This window comes from Microbacterium sp. 10L49, from assembly GCF_056395125.1.
In genome coordinates this window covers 111,333-126,850 of record NZ_JBFTIW010000003.1, presented here as the reverse complement: position 1 = coordinate 126,850, position 15,518 = coordinate 111,333, and the positions used below count along the sequence as shown (strand labels likewise).

The following is a 15,518-nucleotide window of genomic DNA, read 5'->3' as shown; positions in this document are numbered from 1 at the left end:
CGGTGAGGAGCGCCATGCTGGAGGGGAGCACTCCGCGCCCATCCCGACGGCGCGGGGAGGGAAGGACGAACCGATGCCGCAGTGGCTGAACGCCGCGGACACCGAGCGTGCGCGCCGGGCCGTCGCCCTCGCCCAGCGCTGGATCGACGAGGCCGCCGCCTCGCACGCGGATCCGGCTGCCGAGCGGCTGGCCGGGGTGCTGCGGGATCCGAACGGGCTGCCGTTCACACTCGGCTTCGTGGATGACGTGATGCGCCCGGAGAGCCTGGGCGCGGCAGCCGCCGGGCTGAACAGGGTGGCTCCGCTCGTGCCCGGGTTCCTGCCCTGGTACCTGCGTGCGGCCGTCCGCGCGGGCGGCCTGGTGGCGCAGGGGCTTCCCGCGCCCACCGTGCCGATCGCCCGCACCGTGCTGCGCGAGATGGTCGGCCACCTCATCGCCGACGCCCGCCCGGCGAAGCTCACCCCGACCATCGCCAAGCTGCGGGCGACCGGTGCGCGCCTGAACCTGAACCTGCTCGGCGAGGCGGTGCTCGGAGAGGACGAGGCGCAGCGGCGCCTGGACGGGATCCACGAGCTCATCCGCCGTGACGACGTCGACTACGTGTCGGTGAAGGTCTCGGCGGTCGTGAGCCGCATCTCGATGTGGGCGTTCGACGAGGTCGTCGAACAGGTCGCCGAGCGGCTGCTGCCGCTGTACCTGACCGCGGCGGGCCCTTCGACAGGCTCAGGGACCGGCCCTTGGTCGAGCCCGAAGAGCCGTCAGACATTCATCAACCTCGACATGGAGGAGTACCGCGACCTCGACCTCACGATCGCCGTGTTCACCCGGATCCTGGAGGATCCGCGGCTGAAGGATCTGGAGGCGGGCATCGTGCTGCAGGCCTACCTGCCCGATGCGCTGCCGGCGCTGCGCGAGCTGACCGCGTGGGCGAAGGACCGGGTCGACCATGGCGGGGCGCCGATCAAGGTGCGCCTCGTGAAGGGCGCGAACCTCGCGATGGAGCGGGTCGAGGCGGCGCTGCACGGCTGGACGCCCGCGCCCTACGACACCAAGATCGATACTGACGCGAACTACCTGCGCTGCCTGGACGCGGCGCTCACTCCGGAGTCGGTGCGGGCGGTGCGCATCGGCGTCGCAGGGCACAACCTCTTCGACATCGCATACGCCTGGCTGCTCGCGGGCGACCGCGGGGTGCGACCGGACCCGTCCTCTCCCACTGTGGACGTTAAGCGAGGACGCCCGCAGGGCGACCGAGACGAAACGGGGTCACCTGCGGACAACGTTTCGTCTCGCTTCGCTCGCTCAACGACCGATGGCACCGGATCCGGCTCCGCCCCGATCGAGTTCGAGATGCTGCTCGGCATGGCGCAGGGGCAGGTCGAGGCGGTGAGTCGCGAGGTCGGGCATGTGCTGCTGTACGTGCCGGTCGTGAAGCCGCGCGAGTTCGACGTCGCGATCAGCTACCTCGTGCGGCGCCTCGAGGAGACCGCCTCCCCGGAGAACTTCCTGTCCGCGGCGTTCCGCCTGCATGAGGATCCGGATGCCCTGGACCGCGAGGTCAACCGGTTCGCGCTGTCGCTCGAGCGCTCCGCCGACCCTGCGCTGCCCGCGCGCCCGCGCCGCCGCCAGAACCGGCTCGCCCCGGTCCACGAGTCCGCCGCGCTCACCACGGATCCGGATTCGGAATCCGCCGCACTCACCCAGGCGGTGCTCGGCATCGCCGAGGCCGTGGACCCCGGCGACACCTTCGTCGAGACGGCCGTGTTCGCGGCGCGCGAGGACGAGTCCGCCGTCGCGGCAGGCGCTCCCGGCTTCCGCAACGCCGTCGACACCGACCCGGCGTTGCCGGCGAACCGGGAGTGGGTGCGCGAGATCCTCGCCCGCATCCCCGTCTCCACCGCCGGCGACGGACTCGTGCGGAGTGCGCGTGTGACCGAGGAGGCGGAGCTGGAGCGGATCCTGTCCAGGGTGCGCGCCGCGGCCGGCGCCTGGGGCGCGCGACCCGCGGCCGAGCGCGGCGAAGTGCTGCTGCGGGCCGCCGCGGTGCTCGAGTCGCGCCGTGCCGAGCTCATCGAGGTCGCGGCAGCAGAGACGGGCAAGGTGGTCTCCGAGGGTGACATCGAGGTCAGCGAGGCCGTCGACTTCGCGCGCTACTACGCGGCCAAGGCCCGCGAGCTCGACGCGATCCCCGGAGCCGCGTTCGTGCCGTCCCGGGTCACCGTGGTCGCTCCGCCCTGGAACTTCCCGCTCTCGATCCCCGCGGGCGGCGTGCTCGCCGCGCTCGCTGCGGGATCCGGCGTCGTGTTCAAGCCGGCTCCGCAGGCGCGGCGCTCGGCGGCGGTGATCGCCGCGGCGCTCTGGGATGCGGGGATCCCGCGCGACCTGCTCGCCTTCGTCGACATCTCCGAGGGCGAACTCGGCCGGCAACTCATCGCGCACGCCGACGTCGACCGGGTGATCCTCACCGGATCCTTCGAGACCGCCGCGCTGTTCCGCAGCTGGCGGCACGACCTGGCGTTGCACGCGGAGACGAGCGGGAAGAACGCGATCGTGATCGCCCCGTCGGCGGATCTGGATCTCGCCGTCGCCGACCTCGTGAAGAGCGCGTTCGCGCATGCAGGGCAGAAGTGCTCCGCCGCATCGCTGGCGATCCTGGTCGGCCCCGTGGGGCGGTCGAAGCGGTTCGCCCGCCAGCTGGTCGACGCGACCCGGTCCCTGCACGTCGCCTGGCCCGAGGATCCGCGCGCCGAGGTCGGGCCGGTCATCGAGCCGCCCCAGGGCAAGCTGCAGTGGGCGCTCACCGAGCTCGGTCCGGACGAGAAGTGGCTGCTGAAGCCGCGCGAGATCCCCGGATCCGAGGGGCGGCTGTGGACGCCCGGCATCCGCCTCGGCGTGCAGCCGGGGTCGCGCTTCCATCGCGAGGAGTTCTTCGGTCCCGTGCTCGGCGTCATGCACGCCCCGACGCTCGCGCGGGCGGTCGAGCTGCAGAACGCCGTGGACTACGGCCTCACGGCGGGACTGCACACGCAGGATCCGGATGACCTCGCGCTCTGGCTCGACCGCGTGCAGGCCGGCAACCTGTACGTGAACCGCGGCATCACCGGCGCCATCGTGCAGCGCCAGCCCTTCGGCGGCTGGAAGCGCTCCTCGGTCGGCACCGGCGCGAAGGCGGGCGGGCCGAACCACCTGATCGGGCTGGGATCCTGGCGCGACACCGGCGGGGCCGGATCCACGACCCTGCACCTGCGCGGACTGGACTCGCGCATCACCGCGCTCATCGAGGCGGCCCAGCCGTCGCTGGACTACACCGCGTTCGAATGGCTGCGTCGTGCCGCGCTGGCGGACGCGCTGGCGTGGGACCGCGAGTTCGGGCGGGTGCGCGACGTCTCGCGCCTCGGCGTGGAGCGCAATCTGTTCCGTTACCGCTCGGTGCCAGTCGCCGTGCGCGCCACCGGAGAGGCGCCTCTGCGCGCGCTGTTGCGCGTCGCGATCGCGGCGATCCGCGGCGGGGGAGCGTTCACGCTCTCCTCGCCCATCGGCCTGCCCGCCGCGGTGCGCCGCGTGCTGGGCGAAGCCGGCGTCACCGTGTTCGTGGAGAGCGACGCGGAGTGGATCCAGCGGTTCACGGGACCTGCAGCGACGGCGGACGGACCCGTTCCGTTCGGATCCGGTCTGCTCGCGTCGCAGCACCTGCCGGAAGGCCGGGCGGAGAGCGGCGGACATCGCGACGGGAGCGAGAGGGGGGCCGTTGTCGAGGGCGCCCCGCAGCGGCCGAACCGCGTGCGGATCGTGGGAGCGGCGGATGACGTGGCTGCCCTGCACGCCGCGCTCGCCGCGGCGGTGCAGGGGGATCCGGATCTGGCGATCTTCGCCGGCGAGGTGACCACGGCCGGCCGTATCGAGCTGCTGCCCTTCCTGCACGAGCAGGCCATCGCGATCACCGCGCACCGCTACGGCAACCCCGACGACTGGAGCGCGGCGGTGATCTGAGCCGGAGCCGCGGCGTGACGGACACGTCCAGGCTCGGATGAGACAATGGTCGACGGCGTGCCCGTGTCGCACCTTCTCCGCACATCCGCGATGTACCGGATCGAAGGACCGCCGGGCCTCAGGACAGCGTCCGCCGCGACCGAAGATTCGCAAGGAGCCTCATGTCGACGCCTGAGACCGCCACCGTCACGCCGGCCCGTACCGCGCACCACCGCCGGTACCTGATGTGCAAGCCCGAGCACTTCACGGTGAACTACAGCATCAACCCGTGGATGGAGCCGGCGAACCCCACCGACACGGCCAAGGCCGTCGCGCAGTGGCAGAAGCTGTACGACCTGTACCTCGAGCTGGGCCATGAGGTCGAGCTCATCGAGCCGCTCGCCGGCTACCCCGACATGGTCTACACCGCCAACGGCGGCTTCGTCATCGGCGGCCGCGCCTACGTGCCCTCGTTCTACTACGAGCAGCGCCAGGGCGAGTCCCCGGCGTTCGCTGACTGGTTCCGCACCCACGGCTTCGACACCGTCATGCCGAAGGAGATCAACGAGGGTGAGGGCGACTTCCTGCTCGCGGGTGACGTGATCCTCGCCGGCACGGGCTTCCGCTCCGCCGGTGACAGCCACCGCGAGGTGAGCGAGGTCTTCGGTCGCGAGGTCGTGACCCTGACCCTCGTCGACCCGCGCTTCTACCACCTCGACACGGCGCTGACCGTGCTCGACCCCGTGATCGGCGAGGAGAACGGTGGGCCCGAGGCCGCCAACATCGCCTACCTGCCGCACGCCTTCGACGACGCCTCGCAGCGGATCCTCGCCGAGCGCTTCCCCGACGCGATCCTGGTCTCGGACGAGGACGGCGCCGTGTTCGGCCTCAACTCGGCGAGCGACGGCTACAACGTGATCATCTCGCCGCGTGCCACGGGCTTCGAGAAGCAGCTGCGCGAGCGCGGCTACAACCCGCTCACGGTCGACCTCAGCGAGCTGCTGCTCGGCGGCGGCGGCATCAAGTGCTGCACCCTGGAACTGCGGGGCGCGTGATGACGCCCGAGCAGGTCAGGGAGTACGCAGAGCACGGGACGATCGGCGGGCAGGATCCCGATGCCGGCGCCGAGCCGCACGTGGCGCGCAACTACGCGCCGCTCGACGTCACGATCGCCCGCGCCGAGGGCGCCTGGGTGACCGATGTCGAGGGCAAGCGCTACCTCGACCTGCTCGCGGCGTACTCCGCCGTGAACTTCGGGCACCGTCACCCCGCACTCGTCTCCGCCCTCGAGGAGCAGCTGGGCCGCGTCGCACTCACCAGCCGCGCCTTCCGCAACGACCGGCTCGAGCCGTTCGCCGCCGCGCTCGCGCGACTGTGCGGCAAGGACCTGGTGCTGCCGATGAACACCGGCGCCGAGGCCGTCGAGACCGGCATCAAGGTCGCGCGCGCCTGGGGCTACCGCGTCAAGGGCGTGCGCCCGGATGCGGCGCGCATCGTCGTCGCGCACGGCAACTTCCACGGCCGCACGACGACCATCGTCGGCTTCAGCGACGACGAGTCGGCGCGCGACGGGTTCGGTCCGTTCACGCCCGGCTTCGATGCGGTGCCGTACGCCGACGCGGAGGCGATCGCCGCCGCCATCACCGACGACACCGTCGCCGTGCTCATCGAGCCGATCCAGGGCGAGGGCGGCGTGGTCATCCCGCCCGAGGGCTACCTGCGCCGCGTGCGCGAGATCTGCACCGAGCGGAACGTGCTGTTCATCGCCGACGAGATCCAGTCCGGCCTCGGTCGTGTCGGCGAGACCTTCGCGTGCGACCGCGAGGGCGTCGTGCCCGACCTGTACCTGCTCGGCAAGGCCCTCGGCGGCGGGATCCTCCCCGTCTCCGCGGTCGTCGGCAACGAGGACGTGCTGGGCGTCATCCGCCCGGGCGAGCACGGATCCACCTTCGGCGGCAATCCGCTCGCCGCGGCCGTCGGACTGCGCGCGGTCGAGATGCTCGAGTCGGGGGAGTTCCAGGAGCGCGCCCGCGCGCTCGGGCAGCACCTGCGCGAAGGGCTCGAGACGCTCCTCGGCCACGGGGTCACGGAGGTGCGCGTCGCGGGTCTCTGGGCCGGCGTCGACATCGATCCGGCCCGCGGCACAGGCCGCGAGATCGCGGAGAAGCTGCTGGACCGGGGGGTGCTCGTGAAGGACACCCACGGTCAGACCATCCGCATCGCCCCGCCCATCGTGGTGCGCGCGACCGAGCTGGACTGGGCGCTCGAGCAGCTCCGGGTTGTGCTCGGGAGCTGACGCCGGTCCGACGGGGTCGTTGAGCGACGACGCCGAAGCGACGGAGACGAAACGGGGTGCCCTTGCGGGTGACCGCGTTTCGTCTCGCTCGGCCTTCGGCCGTGCTCGCTCAACGGCCCCATTTCGGCGTCACTCCGACAGGCGGCGCGTGTTTCACAGCCCGGCGCGATGCGCCTCCCACTCGTCGACGAGCTCGGGCATCCGGCGCGCCATGAAGCGGAAGAACTCCGCCATCTCGGCGGCACGGTCCCGCGCGGCGTGGTCGTCGTCGTGCTCGGCGCCGATCGCCTCGATGTGCGCGGCGAGGCGCTCGTAGATCGGGCCGTTGTTCGTCATCAACCCGTACCAGGTGTCCGGGATGATGACGTAGTGGTCGCGGCGACGATCGGGGCGCGAGACGCGGCGGATGACCTGGATCGTCTGGAGATAGCGCACGGCGCCCGACACGGCCGCGGCGCTGATGCCGAGCCTGTCGGCGAGATCCGCGGCGCTGTACCCTTCCGCGGGTGCGGCGATGAGCGCCATCATCACGCGACCCGGCATGCGCGGGAAGCCGACCGCGGTGATCATCGCCGCGGCCGCCTCCGCCGCATCCACGCCGTGGTGCACCGGCGCCTCCGGTTCCTGCATGCTCATGACCCCATCATCCCGCCGCACGCAGCTCGCGGCGCCGCATGAGCGTCAGCACGGCCGCCGCGCCGGCCGCGACCACCAGCACGAGCCACCACGTCCCGCGCGCATCGACCTCACCGTTCGCCACGATCGGGGTGACCGAGAACGGCGAGAACCGCGTGGTCCACTCCGGCAGCCCGAACAGCGGACCGAACAGGCCGAACAGCGTCGCCAGGAGCAGGAGCGCCCAGGCGGCGGCGATCGTGCCGCGGGGCACCAGCACGAACACGAGCCCGGTCAGCACGATGAACACGCAGGCGGCGAGGCCCTGACCGAGCCCGACCACGGTGACCACCTGCATCAGCGAGGACGCGTGCTCGTTGCCGGCGAGCCCGGCGTACCCCGCGAGGATCGCCGCCGCGACGATGATCGCGATCGCGAACATCGCCACCAGCAGGTAGTCGCACAGCCAGCGCACGCGCCCGACCGGCTGCGCGAGCACGTTCTCGGCCGTGCCGTGCGCCTCCTCCTGCCTGGCTCGCGCGACGATCTGCACGGCGGCGCACGCGGCGAGGATCCCCATCATGGTGAAGAACACCGAGACGACGGTCTCCTCGAGATCGCCCGCCTTGCCGATCTTGTCGAGGACCTGCTGCACCGCGGGATTCTGGCCCGAGATCTGCCCGGCCAGCCCCGACAGCTTGGTCGCGAGCACCCCGGTGAGCGCGCCGCCGATGGCCCAGCCGACGATGGCGCCGTTGGTCAGTCGCCACACAAGTGCATGCGGCGTCGACAGGGCGGGCCTGGCATGCACTCGGCCGGGCCGGGCCGGCACGAAGCCCTCCCCGATGTCGCGCACCGACTGCAGCGATACGGCGACGATCGCCAGGACCAGTCCGAACGCGAGTCCGAGCAGGACGGGCCAGCCATCGTTCGTGTCGTACGGGCGCGCCTGCTCGGCCCAGCCGAACGGCGAGGCCCAGACGAGACCGGAACTCGTGATCCGGGTGAGGTCGTCGCTGGGGGTGCCTGCGACGTTGCCGATCCCGTTCACGAGGAACGTGCCGACCAGGATCCACACGGTGAGCGCGTTGGCTCCGCGCGACGTGCGCATGAGCTGGGCGGCCAGAAGTCCGATGCCGAGGAAGGCGATGCCCGTGGCCCCGGAGGTCGCGCCCATGAGCCAGGATCCGGCCGCGTCGAGTCGGGATCCCATCAGCGTCACCGCCACCAGCACGCCGAGCACGATGTTCGCGCTTGCGCCGTGGATGATCGTGGCGATGGTCGGCAGAGCGCGCCCCACGGGGGTGGCGGCGACGAGCTCGGTGCGGCCCGACTCCTCGTCACCGCGGGTGTGGCGGACGGCGAGGAAGGTGCTCATCAGCGCGGCGAGCATCGTCAGCCACGGCAGCACCTCGAACGAGAGGAACTGTCCCTCCGAGGCGCCGGACGGCAGGCCGCGGAACATCATGATGACGGGATTCGCCATGACCGCGGCGAGCACTTCGACCCGATCGGCGTGAGTGGCGTAGGACTGGGTCACTCCCGAGTAGCCCGCTGCGGTCATCAGGACCGTGGCGAGGATCCAGAGGAGCACCTGCAGCCAGTCGCGGCGCAGGCGCTGCCGGAGCAGGGCGCCCATCATGACTCCTTCATGGCGGCGCGACGCGAGGCGCGAGTGCCGGTCCCGGAGCTTGTCGAGGGGTCCTCTTCGGTGGCGCGCAGTGCGGCGAGGTCGTCGCCGTAGTGGCGCAGGAACAGTTCCTCCAGGGAGGGCGGCTCGATGCGCAGGCCCGCAACGCTGCGCTGGGCGAGCGCGGGCAGCACCGACGGGACCGCGTCGCTGTCGACGGTGAACCGGACCCGGCCGTCGTCGAAGGTGCCGTCGTGCGCGCCGGGGATGCCGGCGAGAGCCGTGTCGTCCGCGGCCTCGAACGAGACCTCGGTGCGGGTGAGGTGGCGCAGCTCTGAGAGCGTGCCCGATTCCACGATCCGTCCGGCGCGGATGATGCTGACACGGTCGCAGAGCAGCTCGACCTCCGACAGGATGTGGCTGGACAGCAGCACGGTCGCCCCGCGGCTGCGGATCCGCTGCACCTCGTTGCGGAAGACGACCTCCATCAGCGGATCCAGCCCGCTGGTCGGCTCGTCGAGGATGTACAGGTCGGCGGGGACCGCGAAGGCGGCGATGAGGGCGACCTTCTGCCTGTTGCCCTTCGAGTAGGCGCGGCCCTTCTTGCGCGGGTCGAACTGGAACGCCGTCATCAGGCGCTCCCGCTCCGCGCGGTAGGCGGCGTCCTTGGTCGCAGCTCCCCGCAGGCGCGCGAGGAAGTCGATCGCTTCGCCGCCGGAGAGATTCGGCCACACGCTGACGTCGCCGGGCACGTAGGCGACGCGGCGGTGGATGCTCACCGCCGATGTCCAGGGGTCCTCGCCGAAGACCGTGGCGAATCCGCCGGTCTTTCGGGCGAGGCCCAGCAGGATCCGGATCGTGGTGGACTTGCCGGCCCCGTTCGGGCCGAGGAAGCCGTGCACCTGGCCCTCGTCGACGCTGAGGTCCAGTCCGTCGAGCGCGTGCACGCGGCCGTAGTGCTTGGTGAGGCCGTCGGTGCGGATGATCGTGTTCATGGCGGTGATGCTACGCCGATTTCACAAATTCGTGAAGCAAGTGAAGCATTTGGATTCCGTGAGGATCCTGGGCCGGCTCAGAGGTCGCTGCTCACTGCTCACTGGTCGCGAATTGCGCCCTTGTCGCCCGGAAGCCGCATTCTGCGACCAGCGACTGTGGGGAAGGTGTGCTTGTCGACGCGATTTCCGCGGCTCAGGCGTTCACCGTGACGCCGATCGTGTGCCAGCCGGTCGCGCCGTCCGGCGCCGGGGGAGCGGTCTGCGCGGTCTGCACGGTGCCGTCGGCGCCGATCGCCCGGCAGCGGAGAGTGCGCTGTCCGGCCGTCGCCGTCCACGGCAGCCGCCACTGCACCCAGGTGTCGGCGGAGATCGCCGGGGCGAGTTCGGCGCGCTGCCACGGGTCGTCGTCGACCTGCACCTCGACCGCGGAGACGCCGGCGTGCGGCTGCCACGCCACCCCCGCGATCACCGTGTCGCCGGCCGAGACAGGGCCGCGGGGCACGTCGATGCGCGATTCGAGCTTGATCGGGCCGCGCTCCGACCAGCCGCGCGCCGTCCAGTACGCGGTGGCGCGGTCGAAGCGGGTGACCTCCAGATCCGTGACCCACTTCGTCGCCGAGACGTATCCGTACAGACCCGGCACCACCATGCGCACCGGGAAGCCGTGCTCGAACGGCAGCGGCTCGCCGTTCATGCCGATCGCGAGCAACGCGTCGCGGTCGTCGGTGAGCGCCTCCAGCGGCGTACCCGCGGTGAAACCGTCCGCGGAGGTGGAGAGCACCATGTCGGCGCCGGCGGACGGCTGCGCCTTCGCCAGCAGCTCGCGGATCGGGTAGCCGAGCCACACGGCATTGCCGATGAGGTCGCCGCCGACCTCGTTCGACACGCAGGAAAGCGTCGCGGCGTTCTCCACGAGCGGGAGCGCCAGCAGTTGTTCCCAGGTGAGCTCGACCTCGTGCGCGACCATGCCGTGGATGCGCAGCCGCCATTTCGCGGGATCCACTTGCGGCACGACGAGCGCGGTGTCGATGCGGTAGAAGTCGGCGTTCGGAGTGATCAACGGGCTCAGGCCGTCGACCTTCAGCGCGGCGCCGGCCGGGATCGGAGCGGCGGGAGTGGCCGGCTTCGGCAGGTGCAGTGCGGCGCGCACGGTGCCGACGGCGACGGATCCGGCCCGGCCGGCGGTGGCGGCGACGGCCGCGAGGATCCCGACCGCGGCGGTGCCGACGGTCCACGCGAGGAAATGGCGGCGCGAGGCACCGCCCGGTGCAGGGCGCGCGACGAGTGCGTCCGGCCCGTCGGGTGCGGTCGGGATCGCGTCCCCCCAGGGTCGCGAGACTGCTTCTGCGCTCCGAGACTGCGGTTCTCGTCTGCTGTCTCGCGACGCAGATGCAGTCTCGCGGTCGGGTAGACGCTTCACGAGCATGCGCAGCACGAGGGCGGCGGCGATCCCGGACAGCAGCGCCGGCAGCCACGACAGGGTGGCGGCGTCGGCACGCAGCGGGGCGAGCAGCGAGACTGCGGCCCCGAGAACCACGAATCCGGCGACGCCGATGCCGCGCCAGCGTCGCTCGCAGAGTCCAAGCGCGGCCGCCACAGCGAGCAGCACGATCGCGATCCCGGTGAGTAGCGCCGCCTTGTCGCCGGTGCCGAACAACGCGATCGCCGTGTCCTTCGCCCAGGCCGGGGCGGCGTCGATCAGGGTGCCGCCGACCACGGCGAACGGGCTGGACGAGGGCGCCAGCAGCGTCGCGATGAGCTCGCCGGCGCCGATCCCGAGCAGGGCCGCGGCGGTGCCGGCGGCTGCGGCCCCTGCCCTGTCGCGCGAAGCGGATCCGGTCATGCACTCAGCGTACGAATCCCCGGGATTCGAGGGGCGCCGAGATCACGGATCCGTAAGAACTTCGCAGTTCCACCCTGCTCACTGGACGCGAATTGCGTCTTTGCCGCGGGCGAGGCCGCACTTTGCGACCAGTGAGCGGAGGTGGGCCGGTCGCGATCGGGCGCGGGGCGGATCCGGTCAGCCTCGTGCGCGTGTGATGCGCCCGGTCGCGGCGAGCAGGGCCAGCGCGGCGGCGAACGCGACCAGCATGGTGGCGCCCATCAGAGTCGCGGACACCCCCGCCCGCGACAGCAGTGGCGGCACCAGCGCGCCCAGCAACGCGGCGAGTGTTCCGAGCACGGCGGAGGCGGATCCGGCCCCGCGGGTGATGCGGCCCAGCGCCAGGGCGGTCAGCGTCGGGTTGTTCACGCCGTGCAGGCCGACGAGCAGGAACAGCGGCGCGAGCAGCCACGGCAGCGGGCTGTGCAGCAGCCCGCTCAGCAGCACGGCCGCGGCTGCTGCGGTGCCGAGGGTGAGCGAGATCAGCACGACGCGGCGAGCGTCGAGGCGGCCGCGGCCCTCGGTCCCTGAGGTCCTCGAAGGGCGGCGCGCGAGGCGCCGGCTGATCCAGGCGCCCAGCATGATGCCTCCGGCATTCACGGCGAAGATCAGCGCGAAGCCCTGCGCATCGACGCCGAACTGGTTCTGCAGCACGAACGATGACATCTGCAGATAGGTGAAGAACCCGGCAGAGGCCAGGCCCAGGGTGAGCGCGAACACCATGAACGGCCCGTTGCCGAGAGCCGCCCCGATGCCGCGCAGGTCGTTGCCGAGCCCGCCGGTGGTGCGTTCGGCGCGGGGGTGCGTCTCCGGCACGAACAGTGCCGCCGTCAGCAGCAGCAATGCGCCGATCGCGCCCAGCGCGACGAACAGGCCGCGCCAGTCGGTGAAGGTCAGCAGTGCGCCGCCCAGCAGAGGCGCGAGCACCGGGGCCGCGCCCGCGATCGCCGTGAGCGCGGCGAACGCCGCTGTCGCCTCCGCCCCCGCGTACACGTCGTGCACGACGGCACGGGCGATCGCCATCCCCGCTGCGCCGCACAGCCCCTGCAGCAGTCGCACAAGGATCAGCAGCTCGATCGACGGCGAGACCGCGCACACGAGCGAGGCGACCGCGAAGCCCGCCACGGCCCACAGCAGTGGACGGCGGCGCCCGTAGCGGTCGCTGATCGGACCCCACAGCAGCTGGCCCAGGGCGAGCCCGATGAGGCACGCGCTCATGGTCACCTGGGCGAGCGCCTCCGTCGTGTGCAGCTCGTGGCCGAGCGCGGGCAGCGCCGGAATGTACAGATCCATCGAGAGCGGCCCGAACGCCGAGAGCGCGCCGAGCGCGGGCAGCAGCGAACGACGGGCACGTGCGTTCTCGGCCGAGGATGCGTCGCTCACTCGTCGTCGCCCGAGCCGTGGCGGCCGACTCCGTCGGGGCGTTCCCCGGCGTTCGAGCCCGCCGCGCGCGGCTCGACCCGGATCGGCGTGGTCGCGCTCGTGATCGGCGGGGTCACGGCGCGCCGCATCGCCTCGACCACCCGCACCGGACGCGTCTCATCGAGGGTGAGCAGGAAGCGGGACTCCTCCCGGCGATGCAGCCGCCCGGAGTAGAGCATCCAGCCGGCGCCGATCGCGAACGACAGCAGTCCCGCGGCGCCGCCGACCATGATCGCCGCGCGCGGCCCGAACGCGTCGGCCACCCAGCCCGCGATCGGGGCGCCGATCGGGGTCGCGCCCATCACGACGGCCATGTACAGCGCGAGCACGCGGCCGCGCAGGGCCGGATCCGTCGTCGTCTGCACGTATCCGTTCGCCGTCGTGAGCATGGTCACCGTGGAGAATCCGACGAACACGAGCGTGACGGCGTAGGAGACGTAGTTCGGCATCTGCGCCGAGACGATCGATGCGACGCCGAACCCGCCGGCGGCGATCATGAGCACCCGCACCCTGGCACGATCGCGGCGTGCGGCCAGCAGGGCCCCGGTGAGGGATCCGATCGCGAGCACCGAGCTGAGCACGCCGTATCCGTCTGCCTGCTTGTGGAATTCCAGCGCCATGGTCGACGCGAAGATCGGGAAGTTCATGCCGAACGCGCCGATGAGGAAGACCATCGCGAAGACGACCAGGAGATCCGGCCGGCTGCCCACGTACCGCATGCCCACGATGAGCCCGCCGGCGCGGCGGTTCTTCGGGCGGGGCATGAGCTCGCGGGTGCGGATCAGGAGCAGCGCCACGATCATCGCGAGGAACGTGGCCGCGTTCGCGACGAACACCCAGCCGGATCCGAGGGCGACGATCGCGAGGCCGCCGACGGCAGGGCCGATCAGGCGCGCCATGTTGAAGGACGCGGAGTTCAGCGCGACGGCGTTCGAGGCGTTCTCCATCGAGACCATGTCGGACACGAACGCCTGCCTCGCGGGCGCGTCGAATGCGTTCGCGACGCCGAAGCACGCCGCGAACACGAGCATGAGCGGCAGGGTCATCACGTGCGTGAGCAGGAGCACGGCGACCGCGATGGCGAGCGCCATCAGGGTGCTCTGCGTGACGAGCAGGATCCGGCGCCGGTCGAAGCGGTCGGCGACCCGTCCGGTGAGCCCGACCAGCACGAGGGGCGGCCCGAACTGCAGCGCCATGGTCGCGCCCATCGCCGTGGCGTCGTTGTGCGTGAGCTCGGTCAGCACGACCCAGTCCTGCGCGGTCGACTGCATCCAGCCGCCGATGTTCGAGACGATCGCGCCGAAGAACCAAATCCGGTAGTTGAAGACCCCGAAGGAGCGGAACATCTGGCTCACAGCTCGGCCAGCTTCCGCATCAGGATGCTGGCCTCGTGGAGCACGGTGAGCTCGCGGCTCGTCAGGCCGAGTTCGGTGATCTCGGCGACCAGGAGCTCCGTGCGCCGCTCCAGCGTCTCGACCACGACCTTCTCACCGGCGGCGGTGATCTCCACGTGCACACGGCGCCGGTCCTGGTCATCGGGGATCCGGGTGACGTAGCCCTGCTCCTCGAGCCCGGTCACGACCGCGCTCATCGTGGGGGCGGTGACGCGCTCGCGATCGGCGAGCGCGGTGAGGGAGTGGCGGCCGTGCGCGCGGAGCGCGGCGAGCACGCCGAGCTGGGCGTCGCTCATCGCCGTGTTGCGGCTGTCCACGGCGCGCACGGAGCGCAGGCGGCGGGCGAGTCGGAACGTGGCGAGGCGCAGTTCGGTGGCGGTCTCGTGCAGGTTCTCGGTAGTCATTGCTTAGATAGCCTAACTAAGTATTCGAGAGCATGGGGCTGGATCGGAGTAGGCAGGAGGCTGAACAAATGCCAGCGCGTCCGTTCCGCTCGCATCGGCGACCGGTGAGAATGGACGAATGCCCCTCGCGCTCGAAGTCGCCGTTCAGGACGCTGCCGGAGTACGTGTCGCCCGCGAGATCGGCGCCCGCCGCGTCGAGCTGACCCAGGCCCTGGCCCTCGGCGGGCTCACGCCGTCGCCGGCGACGCTCGAGCTCGCGGTAGAGGCGGCATCGCATGACGGTCCCGAGGTGCACGTGCTGGTGCGTCCGCGTGCGGGCGGGTTCCACTACGACGCGGAGGAGATCGCGACCGCGGTGCGCGACGTGCGCTGGATGCTCGCCCACGGCGCGGCCGGTGTGGTGATCGGTGCGCAGACGGCCGCCGGCGAGCTCGATGCGGACGCCCTGACGCGGTTGCGTGACGCGGCCCGCGAAGCGAGCCCTGACGCCGCCGTCACCCTGCATCGGGTGATCGACGTCACCCCGGATCCGCGGGCCGGGCTCGATGTCGCGCTCGCCCTGGGCCTCACGCGCGTGCTGACCTCGGGTGGGGCGTCGGCCGCATGCGACGGCGTGGACGTGCTGCGCGCTCTGGTCGCGGCAGCCGCGGGCCGGATCGAGGTGATGGCCGGCAGCGGCGTCACCGCGGCGAACGCGGCCGAGATCGCCGCGACCGGGGTGGACGCCCTGCACTTCTCCGCCAAGCGCACGGTCGCCGCGTCCGGATCCGTGCGGATGGGATCCGCGGCCGACGACGGCGGCGGCCACGAGGTCACGGACCTGGAGGAGGCCCGCGCGGTCTGCGCCGCGCTCGGGCTCTGACACGAGCCGGCGCATCGACGCGGGTCGCCCCGCGATGCGGCCTCGGTG

Annotated in this window: 11 protein-coding genes; 4 read left to right on the top strand and 7 right to left on the bottom strand. The window is 71.8% G+C overall.

From position 1 onward, the window contains the following. Positions 1-73 precede the first annotated feature (73 nt). From AC1DCT_RS08510 to rocD, 3 genes are all read left to right on the top strand, one after another. Complete coding sequence (locus tag AC1DCT_RS08510) at positions 74-3,991, top strand: proline dehydrogenase family protein (RefSeq protein WP_477428556.1); 3,918 nt, start codon at positions 74-76, stop codon at positions 3,989-3,991. A gap of 161 nt (positions 3,992-4,152) precedes the next feature. Continuing rightward, the gene (gene ddaH / locus AC1DCT_RS08505) at positions 4,153-5,025 is read left to right on the top strand and encodes a dimethylargininase (protein ID WP_440734206.1); all 873 of its coding nucleotides are present in this window, start codon (positions 4,153-4,155) and stop codon (positions 5,023-5,025) included. Next, positions 5,025-6,266, top strand: a complete 1,242-nt coding sequence (gene rocD, locus AC1DCT_RS08500; protein WP_477428554.1) for an ornithine--oxo-acid transaminase — start codon at positions 5,025-5,027, stop codon at positions 6,264-6,266. Before ddaH ends, rocD begins: the two co-directional genes overlap by 1 nt. A gap of 153 nt (positions 6,267-6,419) precedes the next feature. On the opposite strand, the gene AC1DCT_RS08495 is transcribed toward rocD, so the two are convergent. The 7 genes from AC1DCT_RS08495 to AC1DCT_RS08465 form a co-directional block, all read right to left on the bottom strand. Next, the gene (locus tag AC1DCT_RS08495; protein ID WP_477230321.1) at positions 6,420-6,902 is read right to left on the bottom strand and encodes a GbsR/MarR family transcriptional regulator; all 483 of its coding nucleotides are present in this window, start codon (positions 6,900-6,902) and stop codon (positions 6,420-6,422) included. A 7-nt stretch (positions 6,903-6,909) separates the two neighbouring features. After that, complete coding sequence (locus AC1DCT_RS08490; protein ID WP_477428552.1) at positions 6,910-8,520, bottom strand: ABC transporter permease; 1,611 nt, start codon at positions 8,518-8,520, stop codon at positions 6,910-6,912. Beyond that, a complete protein-coding gene (locus tag AC1DCT_RS08485) occupies positions 8,520-9,506 on the bottom strand; it encodes an ABC transporter ATP-binding protein (protein WP_477428550.1) in 987 nt (328 codons plus the stop codon). The genes AC1DCT_RS08490 and AC1DCT_RS08485 overlap by 1 nt, the downstream gene beginning before the upstream one ends. Positions 9,507-9,699: 193 nt before the next feature. Beyond that, complete coding sequence (locus tag AC1DCT_RS08480; protein WP_477428549.1) at positions 9,700-11,349, bottom strand: molybdopterin-dependent oxidoreductase; 1,650 nt, start codon at positions 11,347-11,349, stop codon at positions 9,700-9,702. A 177-nt stretch (positions 11,350-11,526) separates the two neighbouring features. Then, positions 11,527-12,771 (bottom strand): multidrug effflux MFS transporter, encoded by a 1,245-nt coding sequence (locus tag AC1DCT_RS08475; RefSeq protein WP_440734200.1) that lies wholly within the window; start codon positions 12,769-12,771, stop codon positions 11,527-11,529. Beyond that, positions 12,768-14,156 carry an MFS transporter gene (locus tag AC1DCT_RS08470; RefSeq protein ID WP_441976943.1) on the bottom strand — a complete coding sequence of 463 codons (1,389 nt, stop codon included), beginning with the start codon at positions 14,154-14,156 and terminating at the stop codon, positions 12,768-12,770. The genes AC1DCT_RS08475 and AC1DCT_RS08470 overlap by 4 nt, the downstream gene beginning before the upstream one ends. A 5-nt stretch (positions 14,157-14,161) precedes the next feature. Further along, positions 14,162-14,608 carry a MarR family winged helix-turn-helix transcriptional regulator gene (locus AC1DCT_RS08465; protein ID WP_440734199.1) on the bottom strand — a complete coding sequence of 149 codons (447 nt, stop codon included), beginning with the start codon at positions 14,606-14,608 and terminating at the stop codon, positions 14,162-14,164. Between the two features lie 118 nt (positions 14,609-14,726). Between AC1DCT_RS08465 and AC1DCT_RS08460 the strand changes: the two genes are divergently transcribed. Further along, entirely contained in the window at positions 14,727-15,470 is a 744-nt protein-coding gene (locus AC1DCT_RS08460) for a copper homeostasis protein CutC (RefSeq protein ID WP_477428547.1), read from the top strand. Positions 15,471-15,518: the final 48 nt, after the last annotated feature.

Excerpts from the sequence above, each read along its gene's own strand:
- AC1DCT_RS08510 (WP_477428556.1), top strand. The coding sequence starts at position 74 with ATGCCGCAGTGGCTGAACGCCGCGGACACCGAGCGTGCGCGCCGGGCC.
- ddaH (WP_440734206.1), top strand. The coding sequence starts at position 4,153 with ATGTCGACGCCTGAGACCGCCACCGTCACGCCGGCCCGTACCGCGCAC.
- rocD (WP_477428554.1), top strand. The coding sequence starts at position 5,025 with ATGACGCCCGAGCAGGTCAGGGAGTACGCAGAGCACGGGACGATCGGC.
- AC1DCT_RS08495 (WP_477230321.1), bottom strand. The coding sequence starts at position 6,902 with ATGAGCATGCAGGAACCGGAGGCGCCGGTGCACCACGGCGTGGATGCG.
- AC1DCT_RS08490 (WP_477428552.1), bottom strand. The coding sequence starts at position 8,520 with ATGGGCGCCCTGCTCCGGCAGCGCCTGCGCCGCGACTGGCTGCAGGTG.
- AC1DCT_RS08485 (WP_477428550.1), bottom strand. The coding sequence starts at position 9,506 with ATGAACACGATCATCCGCACCGACGGCCTCACCAAGCACTACGGCCGC.
- AC1DCT_RS08480 (WP_477428549.1), bottom strand. The coding sequence starts at position 11,349 with ATGACCGGATCCGCTTCGCGCGACAGGGCAGGGGCCGCAGCCGCCGGC.
- AC1DCT_RS08470 (WP_441976943.1), bottom strand. The coding sequence starts at position 14,156 with ATGTTCCGCTCCTTCGGGGTCTTCAACTACCGGATTTGGTTCTTCGGC.
- AC1DCT_RS08465 (WP_440734199.1), bottom strand. The coding sequence starts at position 14,608 with ATGACTACCGAGAACCTGCACGAGACCGCCACCGAACTGCGCCTCGCC.
- AC1DCT_RS08460 (WP_477428547.1), top strand. The coding sequence starts at position 14,727 with ATGCCCCTCGCGCTCGAAGTCGCCGTTCAGGACGCTGCCGGAGTACGT.